General features: G+C 62.0%; 16 protein-coding genes and 1 tRNA gene. 6 read left to right on the plus strand and 11 right to left on the minus strand.

Features of this window, described 5'->3' with window-relative positions; genetic code table 11:
• Position 1 precedes the first annotated feature (1 nt).
• A complete protein-coding gene (locus CO666_RS12525) occupies positions 2-1,051 on the minus strand; it encodes a glycoside hydrolase family 5 protein (RefSeq protein ID WP_097612440.1) in 1,050 nt (349 codons plus the stop codon).
• A gap of 135 nt (positions 1,052-1,186) precedes the next feature.
• On the opposite strand from CO666_RS12525, the gene CO666_RS12530 reads away from it, so the two are divergent.
• Complete coding sequence (locus tag CO666_RS12530) at positions 1,187-2,824, plus strand: GumC family protein (protein ID WP_097612441.1); 1,638 nt, start codon at positions 1,187-1,189, stop codon at positions 2,822-2,824.
• A 71-nt stretch (positions 2,825-2,895) separates the two neighbouring features.
• Positions 2,896-3,228, plus strand: a complete 333-nt coding sequence (locus CO666_RS12535) for a hypothetical protein (protein WP_097612564.1) — start codon at positions 2,896-2,898, stop codon at positions 3,226-3,228.
• A 13-nt stretch (positions 3,229-3,241) separates the two neighbouring features.
• On the opposite strand, the gene CO666_RS12540 is transcribed toward CO666_RS12535, so the two are convergent.
• From CO666_RS12540 to rfbF, 8 genes are all read right to left on the minus strand, one after another.
• Entirely contained in the window at positions 3,242-3,907 is a 666-nt protein-coding gene (locus CO666_RS12540) for a GNAT family N-acetyltransferase (protein ID WP_097612563.1), read from the minus strand.
• A gap of 22 nt (positions 3,908-3,929) precedes the next feature.
• Positions 3,930-4,688 carry a cephalosporin hydroxylase family protein gene (locus CO666_RS12545; protein WP_097612442.1) on the minus strand — a complete coding sequence of 253 codons (759 nt, stop codon included), beginning with the start codon at positions 4,686-4,688 and terminating at the stop codon, positions 3,930-3,932.
• A 32-nt stretch (positions 4,689-4,720) separates the two neighbouring features.
• Positions 4,721-5,869, minus strand: a complete 1,149-nt coding sequence (locus CO666_RS12550) for a DegT/DnrJ/EryC1/StrS family aminotransferase (RefSeq protein WP_097612443.1) — start codon at positions 5,867-5,869, stop codon at positions 4,721-4,723.
• Between the two features lie 76 nt (positions 5,870-5,945).
• Complete coding sequence (locus tag CO666_RS12555) at positions 5,946-7,184, minus strand: glycosyltransferase family 2 protein (RefSeq protein WP_097612444.1); 1,239 nt, start codon at positions 7,182-7,184, stop codon at positions 5,946-5,948.
• Entirely contained in the window at positions 7,181-7,723 is a 543-nt protein-coding gene (gene rfbC, locus CO666_RS12560; protein ID WP_097612445.1) for a dTDP-4-dehydrorhamnose 3,5-epimerase, read from the minus strand. Before rfbC ends, CO666_RS12555 begins: the two co-directional genes overlap by 4 nt.
• A complete protein-coding gene (locus CO666_RS12565) occupies positions 7,720-8,955 on the minus strand; it encodes a class I SAM-dependent methyltransferase (protein WP_097612446.1) in 1,236 nt (411 codons plus the stop codon). The genes rfbC and CO666_RS12565 overlap by 4 nt, the downstream gene beginning before the upstream one ends.
• Positions 8,952-10,016: a CDP-glucose 4,6-dehydratase gene (gene rfbG, locus CO666_RS12570; protein ID WP_097612447.1), complete on the minus strand. Its 1,065-nt coding sequence runs from the start codon at positions 10,014-10,016 to the stop codon at positions 8,952-8,954. The genes CO666_RS12565 and rfbG overlap by 4 nt, the downstream gene beginning before the upstream one ends.
• On the minus strand, positions 10,007-10,780 hold the full coding sequence (gene rfbF / locus CO666_RS12575) for a glucose-1-phosphate cytidylyltransferase (RefSeq protein ID WP_097612448.1): 774 nt from the start codon (positions 10,778-10,780) through the stop codon (positions 10,007-10,009). Before rfbF ends, rfbG begins: the two co-directional genes overlap by 10 nt.
• Before the next feature lie 370 nt (positions 10,781-11,150).
• Here rfbF and CO666_RS12580 point away from each other — a divergent pair, with 370 nt between their 5' ends.
• Complete coding sequence (locus CO666_RS12580) at positions 11,151-11,447, plus strand: DUF982 domain-containing protein (RefSeq protein WP_097612449.1); 297 nt, start codon at positions 11,151-11,153, stop codon at positions 11,445-11,447.
• A 145-nt stretch (positions 11,448-11,592) separates the two neighbouring features.
• Here the strand turns inward: CO666_RS12580 and CO666_RS12585 are convergent.
• A tRNA-Leu gene (locus CO666_RS12585) sits at positions 11,593-11,679 on the minus strand.
• A 168-nt stretch (positions 11,680-11,847) separates the two neighbouring features.
• Between CO666_RS12585 and CO666_RS12590 the strand changes: the two genes are divergently transcribed.
• Positions 11,848-12,264, plus strand: coding sequence for a BA14K family protein (locus tag CO666_RS12590; protein ID WP_097612450.1), 417 nt, complete (start codon positions 11,848-11,850; stop codon positions 12,262-12,264).
• A 49-nt stretch (positions 12,265-12,313) separates the two neighbouring features.
• On the opposite strand, the gene CO666_RS12595 is transcribed toward CO666_RS12590, so the two are convergent.
• Entirely contained in the window at positions 12,314-12,607 is a 294-nt protein-coding gene (locus CO666_RS12595; RefSeq protein WP_071084390.1) for an Rdx family protein, read from the minus strand.
• Positions 12,608-12,732: 125 nt separating this feature from the next.
• On the opposite strand from CO666_RS12595, the gene CO666_RS12600 reads away from it, so the two are divergent.
• Together CO666_RS12600 and CO666_RS12605 are read left to right on the plus strand one after the other, a co-directional pair.
• Positions 12,733-13,470 (plus strand): type 1 glutamine amidotransferase, encoded by a 738-nt coding sequence (locus CO666_RS12600; RefSeq protein WP_097612451.1) that lies wholly within the window; start codon positions 12,733-12,735, stop codon positions 13,468-13,470.
• Between the two features lie 11 nt (positions 13,471-13,481).
• Positions 13,482-14,030: a sugar O-acetyltransferase gene (locus CO666_RS12605; RefSeq protein ID WP_097612452.1), complete on the plus strand. Its 549-nt coding sequence runs from the start codon at positions 13,482-13,484 to the stop codon at positions 14,028-14,030.
• Positions 14,031-14,043 lie beyond the last annotated feature (13 nt).

The raw sequence follows: 14,043 nt of genomic DNA on the forward strand, positions 1-14,043 counted from the left end.
CTCATTTCCCCACCGGCTTGACGGCGGAACACGTGCCGGCATCGGCCTTTGCCGCCTCGGCCAGAAGCCGCATCTGTGGTCGCTCGGGGCCTTTGTGCGGCTGGACGTTGAACGGCTCGTCCGCCGGCCACCAGTCGCCCGCCGCCCAATAAGACCAGCCGAGCCAGGCGTCGCCATTGCCGGTCAAGGTGGCGTAGATCTCGGTCAGCCCGCTCATGCAATCCTTGTCGGCGGCGGCGCCGAATTCGCCGAGAAAGCCGCGCTTGTGGTTCCGCTTCAGCCAGGCGGTGACGCCGGCGATCGCTTCGACCGCGCCGTCCGCACCTTCGCAGGTCGGGTGGGTTCCGGAGGAATCGACGTCGAGATACTGGTGGACCTCATAGGCGTAGAAATCGAGCGGATCGCGCACGCCGAGCATGACAGTGCCGTTGGCGCCGCCGATCACGTCCTTCTCCCAGCTGTGAGCGCCGCTCCACGCCGTACCCGGCACCAGAATGAGATTGCGGGCGCCGACGGCGCGGATGCTGCGGATCGCCGCATTGGCGGCAGTGAGCCAGTCCGTCGCCTTGATGTCGTGCGGCTCGTTCATCAACCCGAAGAGAATGCCGTCCTGATTGGCGAATTCGACCGCGAGCCTTGCCCAGAAATCGGCGAAGGCGGCATCCGTCGCCGGCGCCGTGCCGACCTGGGTCTTGTCGTAATAGCCGAAATTATGCGGGTCGAGCAGCACGGCCATGCCCTGCCTGCGGATCAGGCCGACGGTATCCTTGATCCGCTTGAGTTCGTCCTCGTCGAGCCGTCCGCCGAGCGCCGGCTGCAGCCGCTCCCAGCGGAAGGGCAGCCGGACGATCGTCAGGCCCTTTTCGGCGAAATAGCCGATCGTCTCTTCGCTGGGATAGGTGTAGTTGGTGCCGTAGGTGCCGTCGCGTTCGCCATATTCGCCGCCGGAAAGATTGACGCCGCGGTAACAGGGCGCGTCCGCCGCAAGCGCCGGCGAGGGAATGAGCGCGGCGGCAAGCAGCAGCGCCGTCAGATGTCGTCTCGCCCTCATCGTTACCCCTCGCAACCGCGTCAAATCGCAACATCGCGTCGCTGAAATTATTTTAACGGTCCGTTAGCTAAGAATTTCTAAAGTCTCGGCACCTCGGCTTCAGTCTTTCACGCTGGGCGGGACACGAGTGCGCGTATGAACCAGTATGACAGGAACAGGGTAAGCCGGCTCCCCGGCTGGCGCAGTTTTGAGCCGCCTCAGACTGCGCCGGAAGGCGTGCGCATGCGCAGCCCTGTCGTCCGTCCGGACGATTTCGTCCCTCCGCCGCCTGAACCCGCCCCTCCACCTGCCTTTGTGCCGCCGCCGGCAAGGGTTGCACAAACCCGGCAATCCGAGCGTCCGGCGCCTCCACCTCCACCTCCACCTCCACCTCCACCTCCGAAGCAGCCTATCGTCGACGCGCCGTCGAACGCTGCACCTGCGCCTGACGCGCCCTTGCTCGATCTGCGCTCCAGTATCGCCGCGATCTGGAGCCGACGGTTGGTCGTGCTCGCTCTGGCGCTTCTCGGCGGCGTTGCCGGCGGAGCGCTGGCGCCGTTCATCGGGCAGAAATTCACCGCCGTCAGCAGTCTCTATTTCGATCCGCGCCAGATCGGCCTTGCCGATCCGGGCGCGCAATCTTCGGGACCCTCGCCGGAAATGATCTCGACGCTGATCGACAGCCAGGTGCAGATCCTGACCTCGGGCAATGTGCTGCGCCGCGTCGTCCAGGCTATGAAGCTCGATCAGGATCCGGAATTCACCGGCGGCCGCACCGATGGCGCCGCCGTGATCGGCACGCTGCAGAAGGCGCTGGTTATCACCCGCGAGGCCAGCACCTATGTCGTCTCGCTTGCCGCGACGACGAATGATCCGGAAAAATCCGCAAGGCTTGCCAACCAGGTCGTCACCTCCTTCACCGAGGAAGAAAACAGCGCCTCGAACGGCATCTACGAAAACACCTCCTCGACGCTCGACGGACGCCTCGACGATCTGCGCCGGAAGGTGCTGGAGGCCGAACAGGCCGTCGAAACCTTCCGCGCCGACAACGACATGGCCGCGACCGAGGGCAATTTGATCTCCGATCAGCGGCTGGTCTCGCTGAACACGCTGCTGGTAACCGCGCAGGAAAAGACCATCCAGGCGAAGGCCCGTGCCGATGCCGTCGCCAATCTCCGCGTCGAGGACGTCGTCGCCGGCAACCAGGCGGAAGGCGGCGTCACCTCGCCGCTCGTCAGCCTGCGTCAGCAATATGCCACCCAGGCCGCCGCCGTCGGCAGCCTCGAAAGCCAGATGGGCGCGCGTCATCCGCGCCTGCAGGCGGCCCGCTCCTCGCTGCAGAGCATAGCAGGCGAAATCAAGGGCGAACTGCAGCGCCTCGCCACCTCGGCAAGGGGCGAATACGAGCAGGCAAAGGCTGCCGAAGACAGCGTCGCCAAGGAGCTCGCCGTGCAGAAGGCCTTGCAGGCGAGTACCTCCGACAAGCAGGTGGAACTGAACGAATTGCAGCGCAAGGCGACGGCGGCGCGCGATATCTACGAGACGGTTCTGAAGCGCTCCAGCCAGACGAGCGAAGAGCAGAACCTCAACCAGAGTAACATTCGCGTCATCTCGCCGGCCGAGCCGCCGGTCAAGGCCGACGGTCCGAGCAAGAAAATCCTGCTGGTCGCCGGCATTATCGGCGGTCTTCTTGCCGGTTTCGTCGTCGGCGCGGGTTTTGCGATCCTCGCCGGCCTCTTCGGCCACCCCGTCATCAGAAGTTATTTCAGGAAGCCGCCCGCTGCGGCCGCTTGATGCCGGCCTTTGCTTTCCCTACATCCTGAGAGCGGCCTGTTGCCGGCAGGAGAGTTGCCATGCGGCTTCTGATGCGGTTTGTGATGATGTTTCCGATACTGCTCGTTGCCGTGTCCGGCCTTGCCCCGTCGTCCGCCCTTGCCGTCGACTGGACGAAGTCGGTCGATTCCGGCGGGCAATCCCTCTATCCCTACAAGGGCCTTCCCGGCGTCAAGGCGCAGCCCGACAAGAAGGAAGAAGAATCCTATAATTGCCGCACCGAAACCGTTCAGATCCGCCGCCGTTACGACGAGATCTTCCGCTCCGGCGGCATGCCGACGCTGATGTATGTCTGCGAACGCGACGGTTTCATCTCGATGGACGACAAGGTGCCGCTGCGCGGCCATTATCAGCCGGTGCGGTGAGGGTTGGGGGCGTTCAAGAGCGCCTGCGAATGCGATCCTCCAAACGTTCGATGGGAAGCTCCATCCTCAGATAGTCGAAGCCCGCATTTGCTTGCGATCGATCGACGATCGAATATTTGACCGCGCCGTCTTCCTCGGTTCGCCGCAGCGGTAGGCTTTCGGCCGCCGCAAAACCCAGCCGGTTGTAAAGGCCGATCGCTTTTTCATTATGGGAAAAAACATGCAACTCGGCCATCCTCGCGCCGAGCCCCGAAAACATCCACTCCAGCAATGCCTCGCCGCAATGGAACATCAGATTACCGATACTGCTCATACGGCCACGGATGACGTTGTCAAATTCGGCCGCGCCAGGCCGGATATTGCAGACGCCGAAATTGCCGAGCCGGTTGCCCTCGGGATCGCAAATGACGAACAGGATCCGGTCGGCAGCCGGTAACGAAATGCTTTCGAGCCAGCTACGTGTACGTTCCTCGGTGGCGGTGAACTGTGTGAGGAAGAACGGCATCGACTGGTTTCGCCATGCCGTCAGATCACAGATCAGGCCGGGCTCGCCGAGCATCGACCTGTCGATGCATTGCAGTTCGCCCACGAGCCGGCCGCTATCGCTTCTGATTGGCAGACGGAGCCGTTTGCTCGGGTCTGCATTCTCTTTCAGGCTGACGATATCGACCTGCGCCATGGCGATCACATCTACTATCCGCTCAGGCCTTTCGGCAGACGCAATAGCCGCCTGGCGAGGAAGACAGAACGAGCTTGCCGTTGAGGACGGGATCGACTTCGAAACGGTCAGTTTCCGCCAGATAGTCCGTAACCGCCTGTAGCGGCTCATTGCCACGCAGCCAGACCTTGGAACGTTTGGTGAATGCCTGCTCCTCGGTGAGGTGGCCGATGAGGGTGTCGGCGACGACAAGGTAACAGCCTTCGCTCACCAGCGGGCCGTAGGCGCGGCATTCGGCAAGAACATGCTCATAGGAATGGTCGCTGTCGAGCACCACCATCACGCGGGCGCCGGGTGGGATCTCGGCTTTGACAGCGGCAAGCACGTCGTCATCGACGGAGCCGCCCTGAATCATCTTGATCCGGTTCGACATCGGATGGGATTCGATCGACTCGCGATTATGGGCGCGGATGTCGATATCGACGCCGATGACCTTGGCCTTGTCGTTGCCCATGGCGGCGAGGATCGACGCCATAAAGATCAACGAGCCGCCGCGCGCCACACCGGTTTCGATGATGACGTCGGGCTTGGTCGCCCAGATGACTTCCTGGGTCGCGAGAATATCGGCGGGAAGCTGGATGATCGGCACGCCCATCCACGACCAGAGATAGAAATAGTCGAACTTGTCGAGCCCGATCAGCGTGTTCAGCGATTGCTGGAAGCTTGCTTCGTCTTTACCGAGCGCAAGCGACATTTCCCGCTTGTGGGCTTCGAATTCGAGGCGGTCGTCCTTGGTAGTCATAACTGTTCTTTGTCCTTCGCTCTATGGCTGTCTTAGGCCGACTGCTGTAATGCCGCGCTGTTGTGATAGATCCGCGCGGCCGCCACATCGAGCAGCGTCGCCGCCACCCGGTCGATATCGGCTTCGCTCATGTCGTGATAACTCGGCAGGTTGATCGCCCGCCCCGGAATGCTCCAGGCATTCACGTTCTCCGGCCGGTCCTCGAACATGGAGAGGCTGGAGAGGGGATAGAAGAAGACGCGCGCGTCGATATTGGCGGCCTCGAAGGCCTGCTGCATCATCTCGCGGGTAATGCCCGTCGACGGATGAAAGACCGCGGTCGGCATCCAGGCGCCGTTGATCGTGCCGCTGTATTCCGGATTCATCGAGATGCCGGGCAGGGCGGAAAGCCGAACCATGTAGGCGGCGAGGATTTCCCGCTTGCGGGCAACGAGCTCGTCGATGCGCTCGATCTGAGCGCAGCCGATGGCCGCCTGGATGTTGGACATCTTGTACTTGAAGCCGATCTCGTCGGGCCAGAACTGCTTGGTCTGGCCGCGTGCGCGGCCGTGGTTGCTGAGCGTCAGCACCCGTTCGTGAAGCACAGCGTCGCTGGTGACGAACATGCCGCCTTCGCCCGTCGTCAAAGTCTTCGTGCCGTGGAAGGAGAAGGTGCCGAAGGCGCCCATCGAACCGGCACGGCGGCCATTCCAGACGGAACCGATCGCTTCCGCCGCATCCTCGATGACAGGAATGCCGGTGCGCTTGCCGATCTCGAGCAGTGCGTCCATGTCGCAAAGATTGCCGTAGATATGGGTCGCGATGATCGCCTTGGTTTTCGGCGTGATGTGTCGCTCGACCTCACCCGGATCGATGCACCAGGAATCCGGCAGCACGTCGACGAAAACAGGCTTGGCGCCGAGGTGGACGATCGGCGAGACGGTGGCGACCCAGTTGGTGTCGGCGAGGATCACTTCATCGCCTTCGCCGACGCCGAGCGCAGCCAAGCCCATGTGCATGGCGCCGGTGCAGCTCGATGTCGCGATGGCGAAGTCGCTGCCGAGATAGGTCTTGAAGTCGCGTTCGAAGCGGTTGATGTAGTCGTAACAGCGTGCGCCCCAGCCGGTTGCTGCCGCGTCCGTGGCATAGTCGGTTTCAAGCTGAGTGATGGAGGGCTTGGTGTAGAAGATCCTGTTTGTCATGCCGCTAATTTCTGTTGAATTGAAATCAAGACGCAGGCGCCTGCCATGACCCTAGTTTTTGAAACTGGCGCGAGGCTCACATGATGATGTGCCGGGCGAGATCGTGCTCGTGCAACACGAGATTGGGCAGGTAGCCGAGTGCTACGAAATATTCTCGATCACGTTCGACGCTGACGAAGACGGCAGTGCTTTCCACCGGACTGTCGCTGAGTTCCTTTGTCACCTTCACCTTTTCGCTCAGCCCGAGTTCCCGCATCAGATTTTCGAGCGCCGGGATCTCCGTGAAACCGGCGAGAAGCAGCGTGTTGATCCCGATCGCCGAATTCACTTCGCTGACCAGCGTCTGAATGGCGACCATCAGCGGCAGCCCTTCGCGGAAGGGGCGGATTTCCGGGTGATCGAGCATCCCACCCCACATGATGCGGGTATAGAGCTCGTAGGCCTTGATGAAGTTCTTGCGCTCTGCCCAGAAGCGGAAGGCGACTGCCATGCGGTTGAGCGTGAAAATCCTGCACATCTCCTCATACTTGAGACGTGTCTCGGGCGTCAGGTTCACGGCCCCGCGCCTGACCCCGGTATAGAGGAAATATTCAAGCCCGCCGCGATACCGGTCCCAGCTCGTCATGACGTCGTTGGTGCCTTCCTGCGGCCGATCGCGAACGATCGCCGAATTGGCGATGGAGCGATAGAACGGCCGCTGCAGGAAGGTGACCGCGCCCTGATCGAGGAAATGCGCGAGGAACGGGAACGGATAGAAGCAGATATCCCGCGGGATCCAGGCCGACCGCAGGGCCGACGCGCGGTAGATGGCGATTTCCGGAAAGATGTTGCGTTCGAAGATATATTGGAAGACCTCGGTGAAGCTGCCATGCGCAAACTTCCGGTCCTCCTCGACATTGTAGAATTTCGTGATGTCGTTTTTGGCGACTTCGTCATAAAGGAACCAGGGCGCGTGGGCGCAGGTTACCTCACGGTTCTGATCGAGATATTTGACCGTATCGGCGACCGCATCCGCAATCAGCATGTCGTCGTCGGCGAGATAGATAAGATATTCACCCCTGCCGAGGCGCAGAGCACTCGTGACATTAGCGCTGGCACCCGCATTGACCTCACGCCTGCAATAGCGGATCGGTAATCCGCGACCGATGAACTCCTCGACAACCTGCTGAGTGCCATCCGTGGAGGCGTTGTCGCAGATGACGATCTCGAAAGGAAAGTCGAACTTATAGTCATTGCGGCAATAGGTGAGCGCGTTTCTGAGATAGGCTTCGCGATTGTATGTCGGGATGCAGATGCTGAGTTTGATGCCGCTCAAAAGGCTTTCTCCTGGCCGTAGCTTTCAAGTGCCGCGTCGCGCTCGCTGATGACGCTCGGCGTGAACGGCCAGGCGATGGAAAAGGCGGCATCGTCCCAGCGGACGCCGCGGGCAAGCTCCGGCACATAGACTTCCGACATCTGATAGAAGAGTTCGCAATCGTCCTCGAGCGTCAGGAAGCCGTGTGCGCAGCCGGCGGGAATGTAGAAGGCATTGTGTCTGATAGCATCGAGCTCGACCGAGGCCCATTGGAGATAGGTCGGCGAATCCCGCCTCAGATCGAGCGCCACGTCGAAGACTCTGCCGCGCGTGGCGCGCACCAGCTTGATCTCCGGCCGGGGATCGGCTTGGTAATGCATGCCGCGCAATGTCCCGCGCTTGTGGTTCTGCGAGATATTGCACTGCGGGTAGACAGGCGCCAGACCGCGGTCGGCAAAGCTTCTGGCATCGAAAGTTCGCGCGAACAGTCCGCGTTCGTCGGAGCGCGCGTCGACTTCCACGACAAAAGCACCCGAAACCGCGGTCGCAACGAATTTCATCCGATCACCGTCAGTTCCGGCACCGCCACGGCGAAGCGTCCGCCCCAGGCGCCGACCCTGTCATTGGCCGCCACGACTTCGTTCTTGATATTCCACGGCAGGATAAGAACGTAGTCCGGCTTCGTCTCATCCATTTTTTCCGGCGCGTAGATCGGCAGCTTGCTGCCCGGCAGGTAATGTCCCTGCTTGTGCGGGTTGCGGTCGACGACGTAATCGATGAGGTCGGTGCCGACGCCGCAGAAATTCAGCAGTGTATTGCCCTTGGCAGCAGCGCCATAGGCCGCGACCGTCTTGCCGCCGCGTTTGGCTTCCTTGAGGAACGCCAGCAATCCATCCTTGATCGGCGCCACGCGACTCTGGAAGGCCTCGTAGGTTTCGACCGTGTCGAAGCCGGCCGCCGCCTCGTCGGCGCGCACTTTGGCGACGCCGGCGCCGGTCGGATGAGCGGCCGATGTCGTGCGGCAGGCGAGCACACGCAGGCTGCCGCCATGGGTCGGCAATTCCTCCACGTCGAACACCTTGAGGCCATGCGCGGCAAAAACCTTCTCGACGGCCAGCAGCGACAGATAATAAAAGTGCTCGTGATAGACGGTGTCGAACTGGATATTTTCCATCAGCCGCAGCAGATGCGGGAATTCGACGCTGACGACGCCATCCGGTTTCAGAACGCCAGAGAGCCCACCGACGAAGTCGTTAATGTCAGGCACGTGCGCCAGCACGTTGTTGCCGATGACAATATCGGCGGCGAGGCTGCGGGAGACGAGATCGGCAGCCGTTTCCTTGCCGAAGAAGCGCGCTTCCGTGGGAACGCCGATCTGTCGCGCCACATCGGCGACGTTCTCGGCCGGCTCGATGCCGAGCACCGGCACGCCGGCCTCGACGAAATGCTTGAGGAGATAGCCGTCATTGCTCGCCACCTCGATCACCTGCGATGCCTCGCTGAGACCGAAGCGCTTGCGCGCCATGACGGTGAACTGGCGGGCGTGCTCCACCCAGCTGTCGCTGTAGGAAGAGAAATAGGCGTAGTGGCTGAAGATATCTTCCGGCGGCACGAAGGCGTCTGCCTGCACCAGCCAGCATTCGGAGCAGACGAAGGCGCGCAGCGGATAGGAAGGCTCCGGCTGCTTCAACTGCTCTTCCGTCAGATAGGCATTGGCGAGCGGCGTCGAGCCCAGATCGACGAAACGATGCATCAGCGGGGCGTTGCAGAACCGGCAATTATGCGCTGTCATGATATTGCTTCCTCATAGGCCGCGATCTGGCCGAGCGAGAAGGCGCGCATGTCGGCTCCCTCGCGGTTGGCCTTGTACCAGGCGGCTGTCCAGTCGATTGTCTGTTGCAGGCTGAGACGCGGGCGCCAGCCGATGGTGTCGAGCGCCAGCGCCGAACTCAGCGTCAGCGCTGGCGCTTCCGGCAGATGTTCGCCGGGCGCCAGCCGCCACACGTCTTTGACGCGGTGTGCGCGTCCGAGCGCCTCTGCAAGTTCGGAAACGGTGGCGAAGCTTTCGGGATGCGGACCGAAATTCAACGCATCCGGCAGATCGCGGCCACGCTTCTCGGTCAGCGCCTGCGCGAAGCTGAGATAACCGCCGAGCGGTTCCAGCACATGTTGCCAGGGACGGATCGCTTCGGGATAGCGCAGCAGGATCGGTTGATTGCTTTCAAAGGCGCGGATGAAATCGGGGATCAGCCGGTCTCTGGACCAGTCGCCGCCGCCGATGACGTTGCCGGCGCGCACCGTGGCGAGCCTGAGATCGCGCCCTTTGAAGAAACTGTCGCGGTAGCTCTGGCAGACGAGCTCGGTGCAGGCCTTGGAATTGCTGTAGGGATCCTTGCCGCCGAGTATATCGGTCTCGACGAACGGGATACCGCTGCCGTTATTCGCATAGACCTTGTCCGAGGTGATGACGAGCACGGTCTTGACCGTGGGCGTTTGTCTGATGGTATCGAGAACATTTGCCGTTCCCATGACGTTGGTCGAGAAGGTCTCGGCTGGATTCTCGTAGGAGCGCCGTACCAGCGCCTGCGCGGCCATATGGATGACGATTTCCGGCTCGAAACGCCTGGAGACAGCAAGAAGCGCCTCAGCGTCGCGGATATCGACGATATGATGACCGCGATCGTCCCAGGGAGCGAGTTTGCGGTAGAGCGACGGTTCGGTCTCGGGCGCCAGCGACACCGCGGTGACCTCTGCGCCGAGCCGCTCCAGCCACAGGGAAAGCCAGGAGCCCTTGAAGCCCGTGTGCCCGGTGAGGAAAACCCGCCGTCCTTTCCAGAAGTCCGTCAGGCCCATAGCTTCCACGGCGCCTTTCCGGAATTCCAGAGTTCTTCCAGATGGGTGCGCTCGCGCAGCGTATCCATCGGCTGCCAGAAGCCGTCATGCTTGAAGGCGGCAAGCTGGTTGTTGGCGGCAAGCCACTCCAGCGGCCCGGCTTCCCAAATCGTGTCGTCGCTTGGGATGAGGTCGACCACGGAAGGGTCGAGCACGAAGAAGCCGCCGTTGATGCGTTGGCCGTCGCCCCTCGGCTTCTCCACGAAGGAGGTGATGAACTGGCCTTCGATATTCGTGGCGCCGTAACGTCCGGGCGGGGTTACCGCGCACATCGTCGCCTTCAGGCCATGATTGCGATGGAAGGCGACTTCCGCGGCAATGTCGATGTCGCCGACGCCGTCGCCATAAGTCATGCAGAAGGGTTCGCCTGGTGTCAGATGGTCGCGAATGCGCCCGAGACGGCCGCCAGTCATCGAATGCATGCCGGTATCGACCACGGTCACGCGCCAGTTCGGTCGTTTGCCGCCGTGATAGTTGATGCTGTTGGCGCCGAGATCGACGGTGATGTCGCTGTGGTGCAGAACAAGGTTTACGAAATATTCCTTGATCATATAGCCCTTGTAGCCGGCGCAGATAATGAAATCATCGAGCCCGTGATGGGCATAGATGTTCATGATGTGCCAGAGGATCGGCATGCCGCCGATTTCGACGAGAGGCTTGGGGCGGATACTGGTTTCCTCGGCAAGACGAGAGCCAAGGCCACCGGCGAGAATTACGACTTTCATCCCAAGCGAACTCCAGAGTGTCTAGTCAAGCTTTCCGCTCCTCTTTGAGCCGCCCGGGCTCCTTTCAGACGGAACGAGAGTATTTCATCCTTGTCCCGTTATCCGATTTCGTTCTTGTGCGAGGCTTGCAGCGCTGGAACCGGCCTGCGGATTTAGTGGATGCGGTGCCGACGGCAACGCTGTAACCGGCATTAGAACACCGTCGACCGCTGCCAGCGCGGCCGAAGCTCGCACGTTGTGAAGGCCACTTCGCGAAAGTCTCTGCGGGTGCTCGGGTGGATGGAACGAGACCTCCAGAAAGCGCCTCGACCGGTTGACGGCACGCTTCTTGCATTGTTACTAATATTCTAACCTTTGGGGAGAAAGTGCCATGCAATGGAACACATCGGCGGATTTTGCGCCTCTTGTTCTCTTTCTCGGTGGCCGGCACAAACGCAGGATCGTCAGGACGCTGCGCGACGCCGCCGAGGTGCTGATGGTGGATTGGCCGTTTGAAGACGGAGAGGAATATGTCGTCGCCGTGAAGGCTTGCGCCGATGCCATCATCGGCCAGATCGGGATGGACGAACTCCGGGAAATGCTCCTCAGCGCCGCCAGGGAAGCCGGTATGGGGGTTCTAACCGTTATTCCCGACAGCCGGAAGACGTCGCCCCATATGGCCGCGTGACGGACGTCGACCCATTGGCCTTGGCTCGGGGCATTATTTGATTTTAATGCCAACCAAGTGTCTGGATGGAGACAATAAAAAAACCCGGTAGACCGGGCTTCTTTGGGGTTGTTTCTGGGCCGCTTTTGGCGGCCTGAAACGGGAATGGTGCCCAGAAGAGGACTCGAACCTCCACACCCTTTCGGGTACCAGCACCTGAAGCTGGCGCGTCTACCAATTCCGCCATCTGGGCGACGGAGAGCGATGTAAGGGGGCGGCTTCTGACTGTCAACTGGGTTTTTGAAGTTTTTCTGACAGTTGACGAAAAAGCAGCCGGCCGCCGGCGGCGAACGGCCGGAAGCCAGGCATAGCGCTCCAGTCGGCACGCCCTATATAAAGGAAATATCGAAAGGAATGCCGCATGCCCATCTCCCGCACCCTGTTGCTTGCCGGTCTTTTAGCCGGTCTCGCGCCCGCCATGGCAGCTGCTGATTCGCTGAAGCTGGGCAAGCCGGGGGTCGGGCCGCTCAACACTGGATCGACGCTTTGCGATTTTCGCGGTTGCTTCGGTTTCGGGCCGCAGCAATGGCATCGCCCCGCCTATATCCAGCCGAATTACCGGCCGCGCGGCGCGACGGGGCCGACCTATTACCTGCCGGGCGCGGCCGGGCGGCCGCAGCTGACCTATGATCCGCCGCCGGTGCAAAGGATTCAGCCGAAGGCTCCGAACAAGCATATCGCCTGGTGCACCAATGAATACCGCTCCTACAATCCGAGGACGGATCACTTTCTCACCTATGAAGGCGTCTATCGGGTCTGCCGCTCGCCCTATCGCTGACGCCGCTCGCGCTAGCGCTGAGCCCGCTCGCGCTGGCGCTGAGCCCTGATCAGCTTTCCAGCGAGGCGCGGTCGACATGGCCGAGATCGCGGCCGGGCTCGACGATGTCGCGGACGCGCTGCTTTAGCTCCTTCGGCCCGGGAAAGCCGCCGTCGCGCTTGCGTTCCCAGATGAGATCGCCATTGACGCGGATCTCGAAATTGCCGCCGGTGCCGGGGATCAGCGCCACCTCGCCGAGACTGTCGGAAAAAGTGTGCAGCAGCTCCTGCGCCATCCAGGCGGCGCGCAGCAGCCAGTTGCACTGGGTGCAGTAGAGGATCGAGACGCGGGCTTTTTCGGTCATGATGGTTCCTTTCGTTTGCATGGATTTAAGCCTTTGCAGCGCGCCCATGCAATGGCGCGCTTAAGCATCTTGCGCGCCGTTCTCCGGCATGGTCTCTTCCCGTCGTCACCAGCCGGGAAAAGCCCATGCGAGTCGCTGTCGTCGAAAATATGCGCAATACCGGTCTCGGTGCGCTCGCCAGAGCGCTGGACGAGGCGGGAGCCGACCTCGAGTGGTTTCGCGTCTGGCAGGATGGCATCCTGCCGCAGGACATATCCAGGCATGACGCGCTCGTTGTCCTCGGCGGCGAGCAGAGCGCCCTGGATGACGAGGCGCATCCCTACCTGCCGGAACTCGCCCGGCTGGCGCGCCGTTTCGGCGATGCCGGCAGGGCCGTGCTCGGCATCTGTCTCGGTAGCCAGATCCTCGCCCGTGCCTATGGCGCCGACAATCTGCTGGACGCTGCCCGCGAGTTCGGCTGGCATAACATCGGGGTCACCCGCGAGGGGCGGGCCGATCCGCTGCTACAGGCGCTCGGCGGCGAATTCACCATCTTCGAATGGCATGCCGATACCTTTACCCTGCCGGAAGGCGCCGTCCGTCTCGCCACCAGCCCCGTCGCCGAGAACCAGGCCTTCCGCATCGGCCGCGCCGTCTATGGCACCCAGTTTCATTTCGAGGCCAACACAAGCGTCGTCGCGGAGTGGAAGGCCGATTTCCCCGAGACGATCGCGCGCATCGCCCCCGGCTGGCTGGAAAACCATGCCGAACTGGCGGCAAGGCATGGCGATGCTGCCGATGCCGCTGGCCTTGCCATTGCCCGTGCATGGGTCAACCTGATCGAGCGCCAGGAGATCGCGTCGCTGACTGAGGCTTCCGCGTGAGAGGCGACGCGATGCCGGCAAGCGAACGCGAGAAGATGGCGGCGGGTGAATGGTATTGCTGCCTCGATGACGCGCTCGATCTCTTGCGCCGGCAGGCGCGCTTGGCCGTCCACGCGCACAATACGCTGCCGCCGGACCAACGCGGTGCGCTGGCGCCGGCCCTGCGGGCGCTCTTTGCCGGAACGGCGCAGGATGTCTTCATCGAGGCGCCGTTTCACTGCTCCTACGGCATCAATATCGTTCTCGGCGAGCGCGTCTATTTCAATGCCGGCTGCACCATCCTCGATTCCGGCCGGGTGACTATCGGCGACCGCACCATGTTCGGCCCCGGCGTGCAGATCTATTGCGCCGAGCATCACAGGGATGCAGCGCTTCGCAGCCAGGGCATCGAGATCGCCCGGCCGGTCACGATCGGGCCCGACGTCTGGATCGGCGGCGGTGCGATCGTCCTCGGCGGCGTGACGATCGGCGAGCGTGCGATCGTCGGCGCCGGCGCCGTGGTGACGAAGGATGTGCCTGCCGGTGTAACCGTGGTCGGCAATCCGGCCCGCATCCGATAGGCGCTTCGCTATC

The sequence above is a fragment of the Rhizobium chutanense genome (genome assembly GCF_002531935.1).
Lineage (GTDB): Bacteria > Pseudomonadota > Alphaproteobacteria > Rhizobiales > Rhizobiaceae > Rhizobium > Rhizobium chutanense.